The following is a 23734-nucleotide window of genomic DNA, read 5'->3' as shown; positions in this document are numbered from 1 at the left end:
CTTATACAAGACTTAACATAAAGTTAGCGACAATTAATACTATCTTAACACATAAATAGTCAGGATGTTTTTAAAAGCGCTCTAAATTAAATGGACTTATAGACACGGAGGTTTTACGGTTTCCAATAATTTCTGAAATTAATTTTCCGGTGACGGGTCCTAAGCTCCAACCCATCATAGCGTGACCCGAGGCAATACTAAGGTTGCTATATTTCGAGGACTTTCCGATAAAGGGTAAACCATCTGGGGATACCGGTCTTAAGCCACTTGTGGCTAATTTTTTTTCTTTTTCAGTTATTGTTAAATCTTTGTAAAAATTAGATGCTGCGTTGGCAATGGTTTCCACCCTATTGGTCTGGATACTAGAATTATTTCCTGAAAACTCCATAGTTCCTGCAAAACGTGTGAAGTTTTGCATGGGTGTCACGGCAACCTTGGCTTCTGTTAATATAGCTGGTAATTTAATATCAGTTTTTCTAAAAACATCCATACTATAGCCCTTCCCTGGTTGAATAGGAATATTTATACCTAGCTGCTTTGTCATTTCAAAAGTCCAACTACCGGTAGCCACCAAAAATTCATCTGCTTCAATACTTTCAGTTTCAGTGATCATAGCTTTGAGACTATTTTCTTCTGTTTTAAATCCGGTGACATTTTTTTCTAAGATAAAATTGGTTCCATTATCTACTAACCATTTTTTTAGATTCTTCATAAATATATTTGGCGTACTATGGGTGTCACATAAATAATGTACCCCACCTAATACATCTTCTTTCAAACCTGGTTCGATTGCTTTAATACCCACTTTATCCAATACAGAGACCTCTAATCCCAAATCCTTTCCTCTCTCTGCCAATTTTAGTTCGTGATCCTGATTCTTAGCGGTTTTATAAATCATGAGCAAACCTTTCTTTTCCATATGAAAGTCAAAATCGAGGGTCTCCAACATTTCCATATAGAGATCCCGGCTTTTAAGGTTTAGCTCAACCAGAACTGGAATTGCCTTTTCTACATTCTTCCTTGTTGATGACTTTTTAAAATACCAAGCCCATTTAAAAAATTCCATATCCCAACGGGGTTTAATATAAAAAGGACTGGAACTATTAAACATCCATTTAATGCCTTGGGTAATCATCCCGGGTTCTGCAATAGGTTTAAAATGGCTTGGTGTAACATAACCGGCATTAATAAAAGAAGCGCCCCCAGTAATATCTCCTTTATCAATAATAGTCACTTTATACCCTTCTTTTATTAAGTAGTATGCTGAACATAAGCCTGTAATGCCACCGCCAATAATTGCAACTTTTTTCATGTTCTAAATATTAAAGTACCTGAAACCCATGGGCATAGGGATCATCATCATCGATTACTATATTATTATAGCCTGTTACCATTGCCCACCCTTCTATACTGGGAATAATTGATTTAATTCCAGCCAATTCTGTTTCTTCTTCTATTCTCCCAATAAACCTGCTTCCAATTATACTTTCATGGATAAATTCATCACCCATTTTTAATTTACCTTTTGCATACCACTGCGCCATTCTTGCAGATGTACCTGTTCCACATGGAGAACGGTCAATTGCTTTATCTCCATAAAAAACTGCATTTCTAGCGGTGGAATTTTCATTTATTACGGAACCTGTCCACTGAATATGACTTAGTCCATTGATCGTTGGGTCTTCAGGGTGCACGAAGCTATGTTCGGCATTCAAATTATTTCGAAGTTCCCGGCTCCAGGTTATCAATTCACTTGCCTGGTAGTGTTCAAGTCCTTTAAAGTTATCCTGGACTTCTACAATAGCATAGAAATTTCCACCATAGGAAACATCTACGATTAAATCACCCAAATCACTGGAGTTTACAGTGATATTCTCTTTAGCCAGGTAAGATTTAATATTGACAATTTTGACAGATTTTACTTTTTTTCCTTCCTGCTTATAAGTAACTTTTACAAGGCCAGCCGGTGTTTCGAGGCGTAGAATACCTGGTTTTTTCGGTGTAACCAGACCTTCTTCAATTGCCACGGTTACCGTACCAATGGTACCGTGTCCACACATAGGCAGACAGCCACTAGTTTCAATAAAAAGAATACCACAATCATTTTGGGGATCTGATGGCGGGAACAAAATGCTCCCACTCATCATATCATGGCCCCTAGGTTCAAACATTAAACCCCTCCTAATCCAATCATATTCTCGCATAAAATTTTGCCTCTTTTCACTCATGGTTTTTCCTTCAATGAAAGGACCACCACCAGCTACTACCCTCACAGGGTTCCCACAGGTATGGGCATCCACACAAAAAAAAGTTTTTCTTGCCATTAATTTCTATAAGCTATCTGTTGTATATTTTCCATTAATATTTCTCAAAATCCCTAATGGATTTTTATCCTTTAGCGAGTTTGGTAGTAACTCATCCGGCCAATCCTGATACGAAATCGGACGCACCCACCGTTGTACCGCGGTCAATCCAACTGAGGTAAATTTCGCGTTTGAAGTAGCCGGGAATGGTCCACCGTGAGTCATCGCTGCGCACACTTCAACTCCTGTAGGTACGCTGTTGAATATAATCCGACCTACAGTAGTTGTAAGGGAATCAATAACATCTTTATATTGCTGAAGTTCCTTTTGATCGGAATTTAATACCGTTCCGGTGAGTTGGCCTTCTAATTGCCGGAGCACCTCATTTAATTGGTTTTTATTCTTACATTTTACTATTACTGAAAAAGGTCCAAATACCTCTTTATGAAAATGAGTATTCTCAAGAAAGGCTTCCCCTGTAACAGAAATTACTTCCTGCCTTCCAAAGTTAGGTTGGATCTCCCCATCGTATTTCCCTACCAGATTATAACCTTCCTGAGATAATACACCAGATTTTGAGGTTTCATATTGCCCTTGGATTCCAGGGCTTAACATAACATCTGGAGCAATATTCGCTAGATTCTTTCCTAATTTTTCAATAAAACTGTCTAATGCCGGACTCTCTATACCAAGGATTAACCCTGGATTGGTACAAAATTGACCACACCCAGCTGTAATAGATCCTGCATACTGTTCAGCCCATTCCTCACCTTTCTCTTCCAGAGAGGAAGGTAAAGCGACTACTGGATTAACACTTCCCATTTCAGCAAACACCGGGATAGGTTCTGGTCTTGCTGCGGCTAATTTTGAAAGTGCAGTACCTGCTTTATAACTACCGGTAAATCCTACCGACTTGATTTTGGGATGTTTTACCAACCACTCTCCTACTTCAATTCCTTTACTGTTAAGGTTGGAAAAAACACCATCAGGCATCCCCGTTTTCTTAGCAGCTTTAATTATCGCTTCAGCAACCAGTTCCCCAGTTCCTGCATGTAAAGGATGGGATTTCACTACTACAGGGGAGCCAGAAGCTAATGCACTGGCAGTATCACCACCGGCAGTTGAAAAAGCAAAAGGAAAGTTACTGGCTCCAAACACAGCTACTGGCCCATAAGGGATTTGCATTCTTCGAATATCTGGTTTTCCCTCTGGATTACTGATAATTGCATCAACCCAACTACCCTCCTTAAGCATTTCTGCAAAGGCTCTTAACTGCGCTGTGGTCCTGGCAAACTCACCATTTGATCTTCCTTCCGGAAGGCCGGATTCTTCCCTGTATACGGCTTTGAGTGCTTCACCATTTGCTTCTAATGCTAATGCTATTGCTTCAAGAAATTCAGCAATCTCACTATTAGTTTTATTCTTATATAATTCAAATGCCTTGTTTGCCTTTTCCACTGCAAGATTAACTTCCTCCTTGGAAGCTTCATAAAAAGTTGGACTGGTTTCCTTATTTTCTCTTGGATTAAAAGTTCTAAACTTTATATTTCCGTTATTGGAAAGCTCTTCTCCTATATAATTTTTCCCTGTAATCATGCTTTCTTTTTTTGGTTTATAATGATTTATAATCTACTAGTGTAGGTCTTTTTGCCATAGCATCCTCGATAACAGACAAAACACGCTTACGTTCTGCACCTTCAAGTTGTAATCTTGGAGCCCTTACATTCTCAGTTCCCAGACCAGTTGCCACTTCGGCCAGTTTTATATTTTGTACCAATTGGGGAGAAATATCAAGTTCCAAGAGCGGCATGAACCATCTATAAACCCTCAAAGCTTCCTTTAAATCCCCTGCCTTAACCAACTTGTAAATGGCTACTGTTTCCTCTGGATATGCAGCGACTAAGCCCGCGACCCAACCATCGGCCCCGGAAACCATACTTTCCAACGCCAGAGTGTCAACACCACATAAAACTTTTAAACGGTCACCAAACTTATTTTTAAGGCGTATAACATTACTTATATCGCGTGTTGATTCTTTTACGGCCTCAATATTATCACATTCAGCTAATAAGTCTTCAAACATCTTAAGACTAATCTCTATCTTATAATCCACCGGGTTATTGTAGATCATTATAGGAAGTGAAGTACTTTTCGCAATTTCTTTTAAATACACTACCGTCTCGCGATCGGTAGCTTTATATCGCATAGGTGGTAAAAGCATAAGCCCTTGTGCACCCCAGGTAGCGGCATCCCTAGCAACCTGAATAGCATCCTTTGTGGATTGCTCAGCTATATTTATAATCACTGGAACTTTTCCATTGGTGATTTCCAATGTTTTTTTCACCAAGCTCTCCTTTTCCTTAGGAGTTAGTGTACTGGCTTCTCCTAGAGTTCCCCCTAAAATGATTCCACTTACACCAGCTTCCAGTTGTGCGTTAATATTCTTTTCAAAGGTGATTAAATCCAACTCATCATTCTCGTCGAATTTAGTTGTCACTGCGGGCATTACCCCTTCCCATTTAATTGCCATAATAATATATATTTTAAGACAAAAATAAATCGATTAATCATCTTAACATTTGTAGTCATTAACCAAACCTGATACTATATTAACATATAAATTGAATTATTGATTTTTTTTTAATAATATTTACAAAAAAATAAGTGTGAAAGTATTACCCTTCAAAATTCCGAAGCCTGAAAAAGAAGCGCTGGTATATCAGGAAGACCATGAAATAGTCTTCTACGATAAGCTTCATCAACATGAGGAAATACAGATTAGTTATATCATGGAAGGGAGTGGTTCATTAATAGTTGGAGACAGTATTAATGAATACCAACCCCACGATATATTGGTTATTGGGGAGAACATACCACACGTTTTCCGTAGTGATGCAAAAGCCCACCCCAAATCAGTGATGTATACTTTATTTTTCACTAAGAAATCTTTTGGGAAAGACTTTTTTAATATCACAGATTTAACAGGAGTTCAAAAATTTTTTGATGAATCTGAATATGGAATGAAAATAAAAGCAAATGAAGATAATTACATTCTTTTTAACCAGCTTAAACATCAAAATAAAATTGAACGGATTGCCTCTCTTCTTTACTTATTGAATGGGTTGATTTCCTCAGAGAAAAACCCCCTTTCCTCTTTTGTTTACAGGAAAAAATATACCGAGGATGAAGGTAAAAGAATGAACGATGTTTTTCAATATGCAATGGATAATTTCCAGGAAGGTATCTCCCTGGATGATATTGCAGATATTGCTTTTATGAGTAAAAATGCTTTTTGTCGTTATTTTAAAAAAAGAACTAATAAAACATTTTTCCAGTTTTTAATTGAAATACGAATAGACCATGCGTGTAAGTTGCTTTATAAAGATCACGATCTATCTATTTCAGTAATTTCTGAATTATGTGGTTTTCAGAATATCGCTAATTTTAACCGGAAGTTTAAAGAATTAAAAGGAATAACCCCTTCGCAATACCGTCACCAGGCCGATTAAAGTCTTTTAAATTTTGTCCGGATTTATAAGCCGTTGTGTTTCAAAAAATAATTGGTAATCAGAGTATACAGGTGTAGTGAAGTATTTTTACCTTCAAAAATCCCGTGTGAACGATTTGGATAAGCCATCATATCAAATTGCTTATTATTCCTTATCAATTCATTTACCAGGTACTCCATATTCTGATAATGAACATTATCGTCCCCGGTACCATGGATTAAAAGTAAATTTCCCTCTAAATTTTTCGCATAGCTTGCCGGTGAACCTTCAATAAATTTATCCTTATCCTCAGAGGGCAACCCCATATAGCGTTCCTGGTAAATATTATCATAAAATAATTGGTTGGCAACGCCGGCTACCGCAACTCCTGTTTGATAAACTTCCGGATAACGGAATAATAAATTCTGGGTCATAGAACCTCCTCCACTCCAACCCCATACGTTAACGCGAGTTTTATCTAAAAAAGCATAAGTCTCCAATACTTTTTGTGCAGCCAATGCCTGGTCATTAGTATTCATTAATCCCACCTTTTGATAAATAGTTTTTCTCCATTCGCTTCCTTTTAAAGTTGGGGTGCCGCGGTTATCCATACTAATTACCACGAATCCTTGTTGCGCCATAAAAATCTCGTACAAACCAACCCATTGGTCTGTTGCTACCACGCCCCAGGGTTCCCCATAGACATGGAATAGAACAGGGTATTTATTTGAAGCATCAAAATTTATAGGTTTGGTCATCCTTCCATCCATTTCAATACCTTCTTCTGTAGTCACCTTAAAGAAAGTAGTTTCAGGTAAAATAAGGGTATTCAGTTTATCTTTTAAATGCTTATTATCCACTAATTCTTTAATCGTTCTATGCTTTGGAAGATTTATCAGACTTACGTTATTCGGTGTATTAACATTGGTAAAATTATGAATGGCAAATTTGCCATTTGGAGAAACATCATAAGTATTTACCCCTTCAAATTCTGGCGGAGTAATCCTTGTTAACTTCCCGTCACCATTGAGCGGAACGCTATATAAATAGCGCTGGGTAGCGTTATCAGGAGACGCCACTATGTATAGATTTTTACCATCAGTTTGGTAATATGCAGCCACATCATATTCTCCCGGGGTTAAGAGTGTTTTCTTTCCTGTTTCCAGATTAATTTTATAAATATGGCGCCATCCATCATTTTCTGTCATTCGTAAAAAGCTTCTTCCATCTTCGACGATTAACTGATTGTTCTTGCCCCATTGGTTAGAAGATATATCAGGATAGCGAAGATCAACCCAGGTGTTTTCAGTTTCAGTGTATATTCTATTTAAAGAAGATGAAGAAGGTTTATAGGTATATATTTTCAGTTCATTCTGTTTCCTGTTCATCTGCTGGATAAGTAACAGGTCATCATTTACCCATTGCATAGCCGGTAAATAGTGCTGAACCGGATTTCCAGGGACAGGGATCCATTTCACTTCGGAAGTCTTCGGGTTGATCAAGCCTACTTTTGCCGAAGAAGGGTCAAATCCCGCCTTAGGATATTGTACCGGAATAGGTTCAGAATAAACTGAATCCGTATTATTAATCATATAAAAAGTACCGCTCTCGGAAGCATCGAGTTGCCAAAATGCAATTCTTGAACCATCAGGGCTCCACTTAAAACCATCCCGCATCCCAAACTCCTCTTCGTAGACCCAATCAAAAGTACCATTAATGATATCTCCAGTCCCATCTTTGGTAAGCTGAGTGACCTCCCCGGTTTGAAAATCTTCTTTATAAATATTAAGGTTCTGCACGTAAGCCACAAACTTATTATCTTGAGAAAATTTAGCAAACATTAAAGTGGAAGAAGGGAAACCCGTCCCTAATTGCTTTAGTTTTTCGGTATCAAAATCATATACCCAAAAGTCCCCTTTTGTATTGGAACGCCATACACGGCTGGAATTAGTAAAGATCATTACTTTACTTCCATCGGGTGATAATGAGAAATCTTCTATACTTAGGTTTTCCCCATTTACGACCAATTGATCTTCGGAAAGATAAATACTCTTTTTATAATTCTTACTATTATATTTTATAAGTTCATCGTTACCAGCTTCACTTTTTTCGATAGTTATGAATGCATTTCCCTTTTCAATCCAGGAGATAGGACGTTGATAATCACTTTTGAATTCGTCAGAATTGTAAATCTGTCCCAGGCTTAATAGAGAATCATTTTGCTGTGCAAATACAGGAAATGAAATTGTAACTAATAGAAGTAGTTTTAATACTATGCTTTTGTACATTCTGATGTGGGAGTTATTATTTTTTTGAATTAAGCATTTTTAAGCGCTTCTATTTCTTCGATTGTTTTGGCCAATGGATTACCTAATAATTCTTTTCCTTCCCTGGTTATTAAAAAATCTTCTTCCACCCGCATTCCTCCGAATGTCTTAAACTTTTCTACCTCCTCATAATTTACGAAAGCCGTATAATTCCCTTTCGCTTTCCAGGACTCAATAAGAAAGGGGTTAAAGTAGATTCCTGGTTCAACCGTTAGCACGTTACCCTCTTCTAATTCTTTGCCCAAACGAAGGGATTTCAACCCAAATTTTTCGCTTTTTTTCAAGTCTTCATTGTACCCCACTAATTGTTCACCAAAATTCTCCATATCATGCACATCCAGCCCCATAAAATGTCCCAACCCACATTGAAAGAATAAGGTGTGAGCCCCTGCATCTACAGCTTCTTCGGTATCCCCTTTCATTAATCCCAAGCCTTTTAATCCCTCTACTATCCGGGTGCAGGCCAATAGATGGGCATCTTTAAATCGATATCCCGGTTTTAATGCAGCGGCGGCTGATTCGTGTGCATCGAGAACAATGGAATAAACATCCCGCTGGAGAGCGGTAAATCTTTCTGCCACAGGAAAGGTCCTGGTCATATCCCCGGCATATCCCATCTCAGTCTCAGCACCGCAATCGCATAAAACAATATCTCCATTCTCTACCCGTGCCTGGGTGGCGTGGTTGTGAAGGTATTGACCGTTCTTAGTTAAGATAATAGGAAAAGAAATATTCCCTCCCCCGGCAATAGCTATTGCCTGGAGTTCTCCGGCGATTTGCTTTTCTGATACACCATCCCTGGTATTTCTAATCGCATGACGATGCATTGCTGCCGTAATATTTACTGCTTTATGAAGCTCTTTTATCTCTTCGGGAGATTTGATAGAGCGTTGCGCAATCACTGCTTTTACAAATTCAATAGAATAATTTCTTCCTATTGTAGATACTGGAAAGCCTATGAGTTCACCTAGTTCGATGGTCACCCTACTTCTGTATGGTGGCAGATAATGTAAGGTTTGTCCTTTTTGTTTTGCTTTCTGAATAAGATCCTTCAACTTCGACATGGGTTGCACCTTCTTAATACCACATTTTTCAGCCAGGCTAACCATGGGTTCACTGGCTCCCACCCATACCATGTCTTCAGGAGTTAAATCATTTCCAAATAGGATTTCTTTTCCTTCATCGAGATCAATTATCACGTATAAATCAGGAAGGTTTATTCCAAAATAATACAGGAAGGTACTGTCCTGTCGAAATGGATACCAGTTATCATTATAGTTCATACCTGTTTCCTTATTACCGGGAAAAATCAGTATGCCAGATTTTATTTTTTTCTTTAATGCTTCTCGTCTCGTAATATATGTTATTGGTGAAAACATTTATTCTTCCATTTGTTTAACTAATTCTACATCTAGATAATACTTGTGTTCTATTCTCCAAGGGGTAAAAAGATATTGGTTTCTGTTCTGAATAGGTACACTTTGCCACTCTGTAGATGGAATAATTTTAATCCGTTCCTGCGTACCATTTAGAACCAATGGTAAATTGAAACCCTCTATACAGTTGGTATACCTATAAAACATTTTATTATTGGGAGCGTCTACATACAGTTGTAATATGGGAATATCAGTCGTGGTCAAATATTGGGCAAAAACTTCGGAATAATCGTATCCCGATTTTTCAGAAATGTATCGTTGAATCTCAATACCGTCAACCGTTTTATTATGAAAAGTCATATTCAAACCAGTGAGGATATTTTTAAAGAGTTTGTCATCATCAATACTATGCCTTATGCTATGAAGCATATTCCCGCCTTTTGGATACATATCGCCACTCCCTTTTGCGTTTACCCCATACGATGGAATAATAGGTTCCTTATTTTGGATACCACTCCTGGTTCCGTAATTATAATCGTTAGCGGCTTCCTCTCCATAAACGTAATCCATAAATAGCGTTTCACTATAATTGGTAAAACTTTCATGGATGTACATATCTGCTAGGTCGTTTGTAGTAATATTATTACCAAACCATTCGTGTCCACTTTCGTGAATAATAATAAAATCCCAGGTTAATCCGAGTCCTGTACCGGAGCCATCATTTCCTCTATAACCTCCCGCATAATAATTCCCATAAGAGATATTGGATTGATGTTCCATACCCGTGTTTGAGGTTTCCACAAGCTTAAAACCGTCTTCATAAAAGGGATAGGGCCCAAACCAATATTCGAAAGCATCAAGCATATTATGAACCTCCCTGGGCATATAATCTTTGGCTTTATCCAAATTATAATCCAGGACCCAATAATTTAAATCTAAATCTCCTTGTATACCTTTGTATACTTCTGCGAAATTCTCATAATGTCCGATATATGGTATGATGGTATAATTACTTATCGGGTTCTCAACTCCCCACTTATAGGATATTGTGCCATCCTGATGGGGAGTTTTATCTAATAAACGTCCATTGGCCACGGCCATTAATTCTTTTGAAACACGCATAGTAAGCGATGCTCCTCTATCCGGCTCATCACTTTGATGATCTTTATTTGGATACCATATAGAGGCCCCAAGTCCCTGGCAGGTTACAGTCATCCAGGGTCTTCCTTTTTCATCTTTTGTAAATGTCCAACCACCGTCCCACGGGGGGCGAATAGCTTCATGGGGTTTACCGCTGAAATAGATTTTCACCTCATGTTCAGAACCCATACTTTGTGAAGGGGTTTTAACCTGATAAACATTTCCTTCACGAATAAACCTCAATGTTTGTTTTTTGTCATAGATAATACTATCAATTACCAAAGGTTTTTGAAGATCAATCTGCATCAGGTTAGGATGGTTTTCCTGGACTACCTTATAGGTTATTTTATTAAAACCCGAGGTATATTTATTTTTAAAAGAGGGTTTAACCTGGATATCATATCTCAGCACGTCCCACCAGGCTCTTTCGGGGGTAATACTACCTCGCAGTGTATCTGCTCGGGTAAATTGTTTTTCCTGCCCCAACATTTGAAATGAAAAAAGTACAATAAGAAAAAAAGAGAAAGAATTATGCTTCATTAATTTGATTTATGAGAGGTATATGAACAAAGCAATAAATTTGTAAATTATTGCTCACTTCAACAACCTTACTTCCATTCTTGAGCAATATAGTATCAAAGATGGATAATGTTATATAGGTTTCACATATTCAAAAAAATCAAATAACCTTTTACCTTCTTTAATGGATATACTGGTACCATACACAACATATATTATTATTCTTAGAATATGAAAAAACTTGGTATCCAGAAAAAACTTTCCTATTCAATCCATCTGCGAAATGGACATCAAATATTAATCTGCCCTAAACTCTGAGCTGATTATGTGGCTTCCGAAGCTATTTAACGTACTTCACACAAAACCCAAACCAAATATAATTGACTATCCTGCTGGCTCTTCAATTCAGACAACGCATTTTGATGCGGATCTTTATAATAGCAATTATCATTGGCTTAAGACTACTCAGTTTTTGAAAACAAATTCCTATTCAATAAAAAATTGAGGAGGTTATTAAAACTCCCATCAAAGCTTCAAAACCAAAAAAGACTAAAAAACCAGAAAACTTTTAATGTTTTTTAGTTTTTTAGTTTTATATTTGCATTCTAAATCACAAAAAAATTGTACCTAATATGAAAAAAATGATAATTGGTTTTCTCTTTGTATATGGGATTACCTTTGGTCAGGAACCCCTGGAGCTCAAACTTTCAGATGCTGTTTCGTATGCCTTAGAGCATAAGGCAGATGCAGCTAAGGCCAGGCTAGATATTACTAACGCCGATGCACAAATCTCTGAGGTCAGGGCCAAAGCTTTACCGAACTTATCGGCTAATGCGGGTACTACCTATAATGCCCTTTTGCAGGAAAATATATTACCCGGAGAAATTTTTGGGGCTCCCGGAGAAAGTATTGCGGTAGCTTTTGGAAGGAAATGGAATTCCACAGCCAATGCACAGCTTTCCCAAACCATATTCAATCAGGCCGTCTTTGTGGGTTTGAAAGCTGCAAAATCTACAAAAGAATTTTATAAGCTTAATGCACAGCTTACCAACGAAGAAATAATTGAAAAAGTAGCAGTTGCTTACTATCAGGTGTTCCAATCAAAGCAGATTCTGGAAAACCTTCAGAATAATTTGGAACTCACAGAAAGAACGGTAGGTATCGTTAAGGGGTTATACGAGAACGGACTTGCAAAAAAGATTGATTATGACCGGAGCATGGTAGCACTAAATAATTTGAAAAGTAATAAACAGCAAGCCATTAATGCAGTAGAATTAAGTGAGAATGCATTAAAATTTATGATAGGAATGTCCATTTCTCAAGAAATAAGATTGCCACAACAAAATTTCCAACCGGAATTTTTACCAGGAATAGAGCTTGAATTTTCCAGTCGTACGGAACTAGAGTTACTGAATAAGCAAATTGAACTTTTAAATTTTCAGAAAAAATCAACCCTGGCTGAATATTATCCTTCAGTTTCATTGGTTGCTAACTATGGCTGGCTGGGACAGGGAGATGTTGTTCCTCTATGGAATGGAAAAAACGAAGGTGCTTTCTGGTCAGATTTCAGCGCTATAGGATTAAATATCAGTATCCCTATTTTTAATGGAGGTGCTACCCGGGCAAAGGTGAAGCAGAACCAAGTAGAGATAGAGAAAGCTGAAGAGGATCTTCAAGAAACTGAACTAGCTCTACAGCTTGCCTACGAAAATGCGATCTCACAATTAGAAAACAGCTTTATTTCCATTCAAACACAAGAACTAAATGTGGAGCTTGCTCAAAAAGTATTGGAAGACACTCAGAATAATTATGAGTTGGGTTTAGCTACTCTTAACGAAATGCTGGATGTTGAAAGAGAACTTGCTGATGCTAAAAACAGTTTAACCAATGCCAGGTTAGATTATAAACTAGCAGAAGTGGAGCTTTTAAAATCCCAGGGAAAATTAGACACATTAAACGAAAATAACCTTTAAAATGAAAAAAAAGACAATCATCACAATAGTAGTGCTATTAGGCGTAGCCGTAGCGTTTTATTTTATCCTACAAAACAATAAAAAAGAGAACGAAAGAGAATTAAGTATTGTAACACAGGAAAATACAGAAGTAGCAGTGAACACTGCAATTGCACAAAAAGAAAGAATTGGTTCCATGTTTACGGTAAACGGTACTTTTTTACCCACAGCCACAGCAAATATTTCTGCGGAGATCTCAGGACAAATAGGAGCTATTTATGTCGAAGAAGGCGATAATGTAAAGAAAGGTCAGGTAATAGCGAAACTAATTGGAGATAAAGCAAATGTCAATATGGGGAATGCAAAAGCCAATCTTGACAACGCTGTATCTAACTTAAACAGATTCGAGGCTGCTTACAAAACGGGGGGAGTAACTGCCTCAAAGCTTGATCAGGCAAAACTACAGGTAGAAAATGCAAGGGCACAGTATCAATCTGCCCAACTAAATTCCGGCGACACCAACGTACGCTCAAAGATGAGTGGAGTGGTAAATAAAAAAATGGTTGAAGTTGGAATGGTCGTAGCTCCGGGAACTCCAATAATAGAGGTAGTAGACATTTCTTCGTTAGACTTAAAAGTAGAAGTAGACGAATCTCTTGTTAGTCAACTTAAGCTTGGAGATTCGGTTAAAGTAACTCCAAGTGCTACCAAAAAAACCATTGAGGGTAGGATTACTTTTATAGCTCCTGCTTCCAATGGAGCCTTAAAGTTTCCTGTAGAAATTTCTATAGATAATTCCCAATCAAACTTAAGAGCAGGAATGTATGCTACGGCAGTGTTTAACCAAAAAGGAGAGAATAATGTACTTGTAATACCCCGAGAAGCCTTCGTGGGAAGCGTTAGCGACAACCGGGTTTTCGTTGTAAAAGATGGTATTGCATACCTGACGGAAATTAGCACCGGTATTAATTACGGAAATAAGGTGCAAGTAACCAATGGGCTTAATGAAGGGGATGCAGTGGTAACCAGCGGGCAGATTAACCTGACAGATGGGACTGCAGTAAAAGTGATTAAATAATAGAGAAGAAAAAAAATGAAATTAGCAGAAGTATCTATAAAAAGGCCCAGTCTTGTAATAGTGATGCTCGCATTACTTATTATTGGAGGCCTTTTCAGCTATAGTCAATTAAACTATGAGTTGATTCCAAAATTCGAAGTAAAGGTAGTAACCGTGATGACGCCATATCCTGGCGCGTCACCGGCCGAGGTAGAGAATACAGTAAGTAGAAAAATAGAAGATGCTGTGTCTTCCCTTGAGAATATCGACAAAATTCAGACCAGTTCTTTTGAAAGTCTGTCGGTGGTGACCATCCAGTTTAATAATGAGGCTGATGTGGACTTTGCGCTTAATGAAGCACAACGTAGCATAAATGCAATCCGTTCGGATCTACCTGATGACATTGATGAACCTTCCCTCTCCCAATTTTCGGTTTCTGATTTGCCTATTATGAGTTTGGGAGTTACTGCAGATCTTTCAGAGAATGAATTATATGATTTAATTGATCAAAAAATCCAACCTGCTTTTTCACGTCTTAACGGAGTAGCCCAGGTGAATCTTGTAGGAGGTCAGGAAAGAGAGATTAGGGTGAATTTAGATCCTAACAGGCTTCAGGGCTATGGGCTTACCGTTCCAATGGTACAGCAAATAATCACTGCGTCAAACCTGGATTTTCCTACTGGAAACTTAACGACCAGGGAGAATACTACACTTATTCGCCTTGCCGGAAAAATACAGTCTGTAGATGAGCTAAGAAACCTTACCATAGCTTCACAAAACGGGCAGAATATTAAACTTTCTGATATTGCTGAAATTCAAGATACTCAAAAAGAAGTTGAGAAGATTGCGCGTATTAACCGTGAAAATACGATCCTGCTTCAAATTCAGAAGCAAACTGACGCGAATGCAGTGGCTGTAAGTGAACTTGTACAGGAGAATATAATTGAAATTGAACAGCAGTATGCTGACCAGGGTGTAGATATAAATATAGCAAGTGACGATTCTGTATTTACCCTGGAAGCAGCAAACTCAGTAATAAAAGACCTTTTAATCGCCATAGGTCTTGTGGCCTTCGTTATGTTATTTTTCCTACATAGCTATCGTAATGCTCTTATTGTAATGGTAGCAATTCCAACATCATTAATTGCAACTTTTATAGGTATGTGGTTATTAGGTTACAGTTTAAACTTAATGAGTTTGCTTGCACTTTCTTTGGTAGTAGGTATTCTTGTAGACGATGCCATTGTGGTTATTGAAAACATTCACCGTCATATGGAGATGGGTAAGAATAAAGTACGTGCCGCCTATGATGGGGCTTCAGAAATTGGATTTACAGTAACGGCGATTACCCTGGTGATTGTAGTAGTATTTTTACCAATTGCATTAAGTGACGGTCTCGTGGCCGATATTATTAGACAATTCTGTGTTACTGTAGTTATAGCCACTTTACTGTCCTTATTGGTTTCCTTTACCGTAGTGCCTTGGTTATTTTCGAGATTTGGAAAATTGGAGCTTATAAGCAATAAATCATTCTTCGGAAAAATCATCCATAAGTTTGAAAAAGGTTTGACCTGGTTTACAGAGGAAGTAACAAAAATCCTGAAATGGTCTTTAGATAATAAAGTAAAAACCTTTGTAGTTGTAGCCGGGCTCTTCATAAGTTCAATCGCCCTTGTGGCAATGGGCTATATAGGTTCCAACTTTTTTCCTTCAACTGATAGGGGCGAATTTTTAGTTCAATTGGAAATAGATAAAGACGCCTCTATTGAAGAGGCGAATTTTATCACGCAAAAAGCAGAGAATTACCTTTCACAAATTCCTGAAGTAGAAAGACTAATTACTACCGTGGGGCAATCCAGTAGTGGAGGTATGGGAGGTGCACAGGCAACCAATAATAAATCGGAAGTATCGGTTACCCTGGTGGATCAATCTGAAAGAGAAGAAAAAACTAGCGTTATAGCTGCGAGGATTAAACGAGATCTGGAACAAAATTTAGTTGCAGCCGATGTTACTACTGTTTCTGTTGGATTGGTTGGAGTTGAAGATGCACCTCTTCAAATGACTATAACTGGGAACACCTTTGAGGAAGCTTTGGCTTATGCAAAAGCTGCTGAACAAGCATTAAAAACAGTAGATGGAGCAACCGAAATTGAAACCAGTGTTGAGGAAGGAAATCCTGAGATTTCTGTCAATGTTAACAGGGATAAAATGACCTCCCTGGGATTAAATGTTGCCACAGTTGGGCAAACAATGCGTACAGCTTTTAGTGGAAATACGGACAATAAATACCGAACTGGAAATAATGAATACGATATCAATATTATTTTTGATGAGGCGTCAAGAAACAATATAGAAGACGTGCAAAACATCCAGTTCACCAATAACAATGGTGAGTTAATAAACCTGGCACAGTTCGCTGATATTAGTTATGAATCTGGTCCTTCCTTATTAGAGCGATATGATAGGTCACCTTCTGTAACTATTTCTGCCCAAACCGTAGGGAAAACCTTGGGTGCAGTAGCTCAGGAGTGGGAAGAAAAACTAGCAGATATTGAGCGACCAAAAGGTGTGGAATGGACCTGGGGTGGGGACATGGAAAATCAAAGTGAAGGTTTTGGAACCCTGGGAATTGCGCTGCTGGCGGCTATCATGTTGGTATATATGATTATGGTAGTGCTTTACGATGATTTTATCAAGCCGTTTATTGTATTGTTTTCCATTCCGCTTTCGTTTATTGGTGCATTGTGGGCACTGGCTTTAACTGATCAGAGTTTGAATATTTTCACCATTCTTGGTATTATTATGTTAATAGGCCTGGTTGCCAAAAATGCCATTTTGCTGGTTGATTTTGCGAACCATAGGTTAGCCCATGGAGAAAAGATAAGAACAGCTTTAATACAGGCAAACCACGCCAGGCTGCGTCCTATTTTGATGACCACTATTGCAATGGTTTTCGGAATGCTACCTATTGCTTTAGCTTCTGGCGCAGCGGCAGAAATGAACAATGGTCTAGCCATTGTTATTATTGGAGGCCTATTATCCTCCTTATTCCTTACCCTGGTCATTGTACCGGTGGTTTACCTGATCTTTGTTCGGCTTGAAGAGAAATTCTCTTCTAAAGAAAAACAAGATTATGATAAATTAATGCATGCAGAATACGAGCACCTCAATCCAAAGAGTGAGCTTGAATTCTAGTAGATCAATTAAATCTGGTTACTGCTTAAGTAACCAGATTTATTAATCTAATTTTTCAATACTTCTTTTAAATGTAGATCTTTGAAGAATTAGCAAAAAATTTAAGAGATATGGAAAAAGATACAGAATTATTAAGTAAGGTTTCCCAGATGTTTTTAAAGAATGGTGCCAAGACTGTGACCATGGACGAGATTGCAAGGGAACTTCGGGTTTCTAAAAAGACACTTTATGAAAAGTATCAAAATAAAGATATACTTCTTGAGGAGGTGTTAAGTTACAGTTTAGAGAAAGTCCTGGAAAAATTTAATGACCTGGATGAAACAATCGAGAATGCTATAGAAAGAATGTTTGCCAGAGATACAGAAATTGAAAAGGCATCAAGAACCAATGATTCCATCTTTCTTCGCCAACTCCTGAAGTATTATCCCCAGATCTTCAATAAACATATGCTATATTTTTCCGGAAAACTTTCGGAAATACTTATGCATAATGTTGAAAGAGGAAGAAGTCAAGGCTTATACCGAAAAGATTTTGATGCCTATTTTTATTCGAAATTATTTTTCCAAATGACTATGAGCTATGATAACTCTCCTTATCTGGATACCCAAGAGATAAGCAGGTCCAGGTATCAGGAGGAAGCCCTCTTATTCTATATGAATGCAATTACCACCGAAAAGGGCAAAGAAGTAATGAGAGGTCTTGAAATAAAAAAATTATAACCCCTATCTGGAATTAAATGCTTTAGAAAAAATACTGCTCTGGAAAAATTTCAGCAATACTTCTTCACTGAAAATTATCATTCTTGTTTTTGATTACTAATACACAGCTCATTACTAAATACCATACTTATGAAGCGCTACGAAAAAAATTTAATTTATGAAAAAAAGCTAAGCCTCTGGTCAGGATATCCGGTTAAGATTGAAGATGATTTAGATAGTATTTGTCAATGTGATGTTGATTTTATAGAAATACTTATGCTTTTAGAGAACGCATTTTTAATAAATTTAGTAGAATCTGATAAAACCCGCCAGGATTTTACCACCATAAAGGAATTTATAGATTGGGTAGAATCCAGGCCTAAAATGACACAATCTTTTAAAAGATTTAAGTTAAACACCTTGGCCTTAACCCTCCGCTACTAAAATTCCTGTCAGATTCCTTCTCCGTCTATTAATTAGAAAGCTTAAAGAACATTTTTAATGAAACAAAATTACTTATATGAGATTATTCGTTTAAGTTATAGATTTCCATTACTAACTATTATTATCAAACAGGTAATTTTTTGGATCATAGCTTACGGAGTCCTGGGCTTTATATTATATTTTTCAAGTCTTTCAATTTTTGAAGGCACGAATTCCCCATTTACCCTAAGTTTAGCAATGTTAATACTAACAGTATTAATATTTGGTTTTATGAATGGAATCATCTTAGGTATTTTTGAATACTTCTTAAATAAAAAATCCAATTTAAATAACAGCTTAGGTCTCACAATACTTATAGGAAGTTTTGCTTATTTCATAACAATTATGGGTTTGATAAGTTTAACAAGACTTATCATCTTTTGGGTATTGGAATTATTACATATGGATATAGGTTTTGTAGAGGTGATTTTAAGAGATAACTGGATATATCATTATGCTATCCTACTCGTCTACACCTTGTTTATGACCTTAATAATCAGTTTTATCAGCCAAATTGAAAAAATACTTGGTCCTGGCTACCTACTTCCTATTTTATTGGGCTGGTTTAGATATCCGAGAGAAGAAGAACGCATTTTTATGTTCCTGGATCTTTCTAACTCTACAAGAATGGCTGAACAATTGGGTCACATTGCCTACAGTAATCTTATACAGGAATGCTTTCTGGATATTAATAAGATGGTAAAAAAATATAATGCTGAAATATATCAATACGTTGGAGACGAAATTGTTGTAAGTTGGCCCTTGGAGGGCATGAAAGAATATGTGTATATAGAATTCTTCTTTGCTGTTATAGCACTTTTACAGGAGCGTTCAAAATATTACACGGATAAATTTGGTGTTACTCCGTCCTTTAAAGCCGGGGCTCACGTCGGTGTTGTTACCAGAGTTGAGGTAGGAAATATAAAAAGAAATCTTGCCTACCATGGAGACACTTTAAATGTGACTGCAAGATTAGAAGGATTGTGTAAAGAATTAGATAGATCTGTACTTTTTTCAGGCGCACTAATAAGAAAAACAATGGTAGATAAAAAATACAAGATATCCTCCCTAGGATTTAGAACTCTTAAAGGTAGGGAAGCTAAACTGGAAGTATTTAGTATTGATTAATAAAATATTATTACGGAAATGATAAATGTTTAGTCATAAATTGTACAGAGACTATATGAGTTTATTATTCTGACCTTTTTTTTGGGGGAAATACTTGAAGTAACCTCCCCAATATTAATATCACTTTCCAACATCATAATACTTGCGGTCATTTTTAATTCCTTTAGATGAATAGCCGAAATATATACTTACAATTTTTTCAATCGTATTATATATAATGATGGCCTATAAATATTACTTTGTCGCAAATTCGAGCCTGTTTATGCGGCTTTACAGGGCATTTGTCGCAAATTCGACAAAAAATGAAAATAAACAAGATCTTAAACAACTGATTTACAGTTTTTTAAAAATGAGTAACGTGGCTCTGCCCGTTACCCTCTTCCTACTCATTTTTCTTCGCTTTGCTTTTCAAAATGGCAGCTTAAGAAGCGATAAATTTACAATCTCTATGACCTAATATTTTTGATTAGGCTCATTCTTCAGAAAATCTAAAAGCAGTAAAAAAATAGTTTGTAACAAAACATAAGAATTTTCTACCAACAAGATTAAGTACTATTTCGAACTATTACTACATAGTTGGACAGGTTACAAATTTTTCAAAACTCAAAACTTTAACAATGAACAAAAAGTTTTCTCTGTCGCTACTTCTTTTAGCTACAGTTTTATTGTCTTCTTGTCAGAAAGATGAAACTATTCCTCAAACCGATTATTCTATAGAATCTGATATTTCTTTTGAGTTAATCAGCCAGCATTCCAATGGATGGATCAAAGAAGCACAGTACAACAATTTTCATTTAGAAGAAACTGTGCCTCAAAATGAATTCGAATATTATGAAAACGGTTATATAAAATCTGCGAAGGTATATTCCAGCTATCCGCAACAACATTTATATATGGAAGTAAACCGCAGTGAAGACAACAAGCCCCTCTGGTCTAAATACTACACTCCTGAAGGTGACCTTTGGTTTGAAACTGTGTATCAAAACGGGCAGCTTTCAACAAAAAAGGTTTATAGCGAAAAAGGAACTGCTGTGCATTCCTACACCGATGGTGACTTAACTTCTGTAGAATTTACTTCGGCCGATAATAGCGTAACAAGTACTACTGTTTATAACAGGATCGCAGGAACAAAAAAGCTTACTATCATCCAGGATGGAGAAACCGTGCTGGAAGAGGAATATAGTGACCTGGAAAATTATGGTGACGGAATGTTGACGAGTAACCGGGCTCCAATGGCGAACCCATTTGCTGATACTGAAGGATATTATCGTCAAATACGTTCATCCTTTTTTACCAGCACTATGTGGGAAAACAATGCAGATCCTATTGAATACCTAAAACCTTACCGAAACTATTACGGATACCACATTCCTGGTGGGGCTGAATTCGTGTCGAAATTTGCAACGGAATTTGCTGTAAACTCAGAAGTATACCAGTCGATTATTGAGCAATATCCTGTTACCGAAGATGAAGCTTTAGTATTAAGCTACCAGTATACTGAAGGTAGCGGCAGCTATTTACCTCCCTTTGAAGAAAGACGAGCACTGGATAAGGAAATGCAGGAAAATCCCTCCCTTTTTGAATTGAAATACGGCAATGAATACATCGAAAAAATACATTATGGGAAAAACATTTTTGTAATTGGCGCCTTACGTAATATGCCTACTAATGACAAAGCAGCTAAAGAAATAAAAGATATTGCCCGAAAGCATATGAATGGATTGATAGACGGGGAAAACCAACTAAGTAACGAAGAACTGGTGATATTGAATAAGGTTTGGTTTGAGGTTAAATTTTTCTCCACCCTTAAAATGCATCGCAATGGAGTAGTAATTAATTCTAATGCAGATTACAACAAAGCTGTTCAAGAAGTTATGGATGCAGAATCAACAATAATTCAAGTGGAATACATCCCATTTGATCATATGATTTCCGATTAATTTTAATTTTGATTAGCTTAAGATAAAAGTCACTCCAAAAGAGTGGCTTTTTTATCCAAATTATTAATTTAAGGAGGGCATAATATTAGACTCCACGCCTTTGTATATGTTATGCACATATAGTGAATGTGCATATCAACCTCATCTTACCTCTTGTCGAATTGTTCTCTTTTATAGGTTATAGGTAGCAATTAATGGCGAGATATAAGATTGACTATTACCTTGATCATCATTTCTTTATCCCCTGGGTGGCTTTCAGCAATTAACAAGGTCAATGCCACCAGGGCATTGTCTGGAATTACTTTATTACTGGCTTGGGTATAAAGGATTTGATTCCGGTCTAGAAACCAGACAAATAAAAATGCGGCAATTCGTTTGTTTCCATCGGAAAACGAATGATTCTTAACCACAAAATACAGCAAGTGGGCTGCTTTTTCTTCGGTTGTGGGATAGAGGTCCTTCCCGCCAAAGGTTTGATATATATTTTCTAATGAACCCTTAAAGGAATCGTCTTTCTCCCGGCCAAAAAGTCCTTCGAATTCTGTTTGCCTTCCTAATTCATCTATAGCCTTTCGAGCTTCATTGTAAGTGATTTGAAAAACTTCTCGACTTCCTTCCTCAGGTACCTCCAGCCGCTGGTGATCATAATCATCTAACAAATCCAGAGCGCGAGAATACTGTGCAATAATTTTTATTAATCCGGCTGATTCATCAGTATTAAGGTCGTGTTCAGAAATAACTTTTTCCTGCAAGCGAACCACGTTTTTTAGTTCTTCAAGCTGGCGGGTTTTTTCTCGAAGAATTTTTTCATTGATGGAATATCCCTTTATTAAATAATTTTTTAAAATTTTATTAGCCCATTGTCTAAATAGAATTCCGCGTTTAGAGTTAACCCGATAACCCACAGAAATTACTACATCTAAATTATAATGCATTCTATCTCTGGCTACTTCTCTCTTTCCTTCCCGTTGAACCGTTCGGTATTTCCGAACAGTTGAATTATCATCTAGCTCCCCAGATGAGAATATGTGCTTAATGTGTTCACTAATATTAGCCTTACTAGATTCAAATAGGGCGATCATTTGAGCTTGTGTAAGCCAAACCGTTTCTTCTTCAAGCCTGACATCAATTTGGGTTTGCCCGGTCTCTGTTTTATAAATCAGTATTTGATCCTGCTGCGATTCCATAATCCTTTCAGAATATAAACTATTAGTATCTTTTTGATTTTGAAATGAATATAAACATTTTAATTATAAGTTTATTTAAATGAGAGTAACGGCCTAAGGCAAAATTTTCTTCATATAAATATTACCCATCTGCAATGCAAGAATGTGGTTGGAGTTCTTTCGAAGATTGCGAAAGACTCAAAATAATAATGTCTCATTTTAACGAAATTCAACGTTTAATATATGTTTCAGGAATAGAAAATCATCCTGAGATAATCAAAAAAAGAAGAAATAAACAATTTAAGAAGAGCTTTGAAAAAAGGAAGTAATCATAAAGAATTAGCCAGATTAAAAGCGATAGAAAAATAATTTGATAAAACAATTCAAGAAGAAACTGAAGCTAAATTATTGGATGAAACATTCGTAGAAAGAGTAAAAACTTTTTAAGATACTTTTACTCCAAATAGGCTAAATTTTAGGTTGGCTCCCTTTGATTTATTTCCGCAATTCCAAATTTTAAGCAACCTCAAGGGTGAATATTTAGTCAATGGCAATTTTGATAATGTTATTTATATTTATGGAAGTAGACCAAATATAAAATTGACTGTTTTTGGCGTTATAACGTATCCAGTCGGCTAAGTGCCCCTTGTAATTCTAAAATAATCTTTTAAGCTGTATTTGTTTATTTACTCAGCTGTAATTTTTTATAATTTTGTGGATAGAGGTTCTTAATATCCTTGTACTTTATAGTCATGATATTCTCTAAGGTATATTTTAACCACTCATAGGGATTCACCTCGTGTTTTTTACAAATAGCAAAGAAGGAATAAATTGCTGCAGCTCTCTGAGCAGCCTTATGAGATCCGGCAAATAAGTAATTTTTCCTTCCCAGGGCAACTGGACGAATTTTATTTTCTATGAGATTATTATCAATAAGTAAATTCCCGTCATAGAGATAAGCA

General features: G+C 36.8%; 17 protein-coding genes. 8 read left to right on the top strand and 9 right to left on the bottom strand.

Annotation, left to right across the window (positions count from 1 at the left end; genetic code table 11):
• Nucleotides 1–70: 70 nt before the first annotated feature.
• The 4 genes from BM084_RS16965 to BM084_RS16950 are packed head-to-tail and all read right to left on the bottom strand — an operon-like array spanning nt 71 to nt 4833.
• Nucleotides 71–1312, bottom strand: coding sequence for an NAD(P)/FAD-dependent oxidoreductase (locus BM084_RS16965; protein WP_093306216.1), 1242 nt, complete (start codon nt 1310–1312; stop codon nt 71–73).
• A 10-nt stretch (nt 1313–1322) separates the two neighbouring features.
• Nucleotides 1323–2324, bottom strand: coding sequence for a 4-hydroxyproline epimerase (locus BM084_RS16960; protein ID WP_093306214.1), 1002 nt, complete (start codon nt 2322–2324; stop codon nt 1323–1325).
• A 6-nt stretch (nt 2325–2330) separates the two neighbouring features.
• Nucleotides 2331–3899, bottom strand: coding sequence for an aldehyde dehydrogenase (NADP(+)) (locus BM084_RS16955; RefSeq protein WP_093306212.1), 1569 nt, complete (start codon nt 3897–3899; stop codon nt 2331–2333).
• 16 nt (nt 3900–3915) lie between these two features.
• The gene (locus BM084_RS16950; protein WP_093306210.1) at nt 3916–4833 is read right to left on the bottom strand and encodes a dihydrodipicolinate synthase family protein; all 918 of its coding nucleotides are present in this window, start codon (nt 4831–4833) and stop codon (nt 3916–3918) included.
• A gap of 136 nt (nt 4834–4969) precedes the next feature.
• Between BM084_RS16950 and BM084_RS16945 the strand changes: the two genes are divergently transcribed.
• Nucleotides 4970–5812 carry an AraC family transcriptional regulator gene (locus BM084_RS16945; protein ID WP_093306208.1) on the top strand — a complete coding sequence of 281 codons (843 nt, stop codon included), beginning with the start codon at nt 4970–4972 and terminating at the stop codon, nt 5810–5812.
• 23 nt (nt 5813–5835) lie between these two features.
• On the opposite strand, the gene BM084_RS16940 is transcribed toward BM084_RS16945, so the two are convergent.
• Genes BM084_RS16940 through BM084_RS16930 form a run of 3 tightly spaced genes read right to left on the bottom strand, consistent with a single transcriptional unit; the run spans nt 5836 to nt 11174 of the window.
• The gene (locus tag BM084_RS16940) at nt 5836–8079 is read right to left on the bottom strand and encodes a S9 family peptidase (RefSeq protein ID WP_093306206.1); all 2244 of its coding nucleotides are present in this window, start codon (nt 8077–8079) and stop codon (nt 5836–5838) included.
• Between the two features lie 29 nt (nt 8080–8108).
• Nucleotides 8109–9497, bottom strand: coding sequence for an aminopeptidase P family protein (locus BM084_RS16935; RefSeq protein WP_093306204.1), 1389 nt, complete (start codon nt 9495–9497; stop codon nt 8109–8111).
• Nucleotides 9498–11174: a M1 family metallopeptidase gene (locus BM084_RS16930; RefSeq protein WP_093306202.1), complete on the bottom strand. Its 1677-nt coding sequence runs from the start codon at nt 11172–11174 to the stop codon at nt 9498–9500.
• 611 nt (nt 11175–11785) lie between these two features.
• Between BM084_RS16930 and BM084_RS16925 the strand changes: the two genes are divergently transcribed.
• The 7 genes from BM084_RS16925 (at nt 11786) to BM084_RS16890 (ending at nt 21606) form a co-directional block, all read left to right on the top strand.
• Nucleotides 11786–13126 (top strand): TolC family protein, encoded by a 1341-nt coding sequence (locus BM084_RS16925; protein ID WP_093306200.1) that lies wholly within the window; start codon nt 11786–11788, stop codon nt 13124–13126.
• 1 nt (nt 13127) lies between these two features.
• Nucleotides 13128–14183: an efflux RND transporter periplasmic adaptor subunit gene (locus BM084_RS16920; protein ID WP_093306198.1), complete on the top strand. Its 1056-nt coding sequence runs from the start codon at nt 13128–13130 to the stop codon at nt 14181–14183.
• 15 nt (nt 14184–14198) lie between these two features.
• A complete protein-coding gene (locus tag BM084_RS16915; RefSeq protein WP_093306196.1) occupies nt 14199–17357 on the top strand; it encodes an efflux RND transporter permease subunit in 3159 nt (1052 codons plus the stop codon).
• A gap of 110 nt (nt 17358–17467) precedes the next feature.
• Entirely contained in the window at nt 17468–18076 is a 609-nt protein-coding gene (locus BM084_RS16910; protein WP_093306194.1) for a TetR/AcrR family transcriptional regulator, read from the top strand.
• Nucleotides 18077–18205: 129 nt separating this feature from the next.
• Nucleotides 18206–18499: a hypothetical protein gene (locus tag BM084_RS16905; RefSeq protein WP_093306192.1), complete on the top strand. Its 294-nt coding sequence runs from the start codon at nt 18206–18208 to the stop codon at nt 18497–18499.
• Nucleotides 18500–18556: 57 nt separating this feature from the next.
• Complete coding sequence (locus tag BM084_RS16900; RefSeq protein ID WP_093306190.1) at nt 18557–19666, top strand: adenylate/guanylate cyclase domain-containing protein; 1110 nt, start codon at nt 18557–18559, stop codon at nt 19664–19666.
• A gap of 617 nt (nt 19667–20283) precedes the next feature.
• Nucleotides 20284–21606: a hypothetical protein gene (locus BM084_RS16890; RefSeq protein WP_093306185.1), complete on the top strand. Its 1323-nt coding sequence runs from the start codon at nt 20284–20286 to the stop codon at nt 21604–21606.
• Nucleotides 21607–21797: 191 nt separating this feature from the next.
• Here BM084_RS16890 and rhuM read toward each other — a convergent pair whose 3' ends face one another.
• Nucleotides 21798–22793: a virulence RhuM family protein/type II toxin-antitoxin system death-on-curing family toxin gene (gene rhuM, locus BM084_RS16885; protein WP_177195726.1), complete on the bottom strand. Its 996-nt coding sequence runs from the start codon at nt 22791–22793 to the stop codon at nt 21798–21800.
• A gap of 661 nt (nt 22794–23454) precedes the next feature.
• Nucleotides 23455–23734 (bottom strand): IS66 family transposase (locus tag BM084_RS16880; protein WP_143083678.1); only part of this gene is annotated, 280 nt, incomplete at its 5' end.

This window comes from Salegentibacter agarivorans (genome assembly GCF_900113135.1).
GTDB classification, from domain to species: Bacteria; Bacteroidota; Bacteroidia; order Flavobacteriales; family Flavobacteriaceae; genus Salegentibacter; species Salegentibacter agarivorans.
This window is presented reverse-complemented; position numbering and strand designations above follow the sequence as displayed.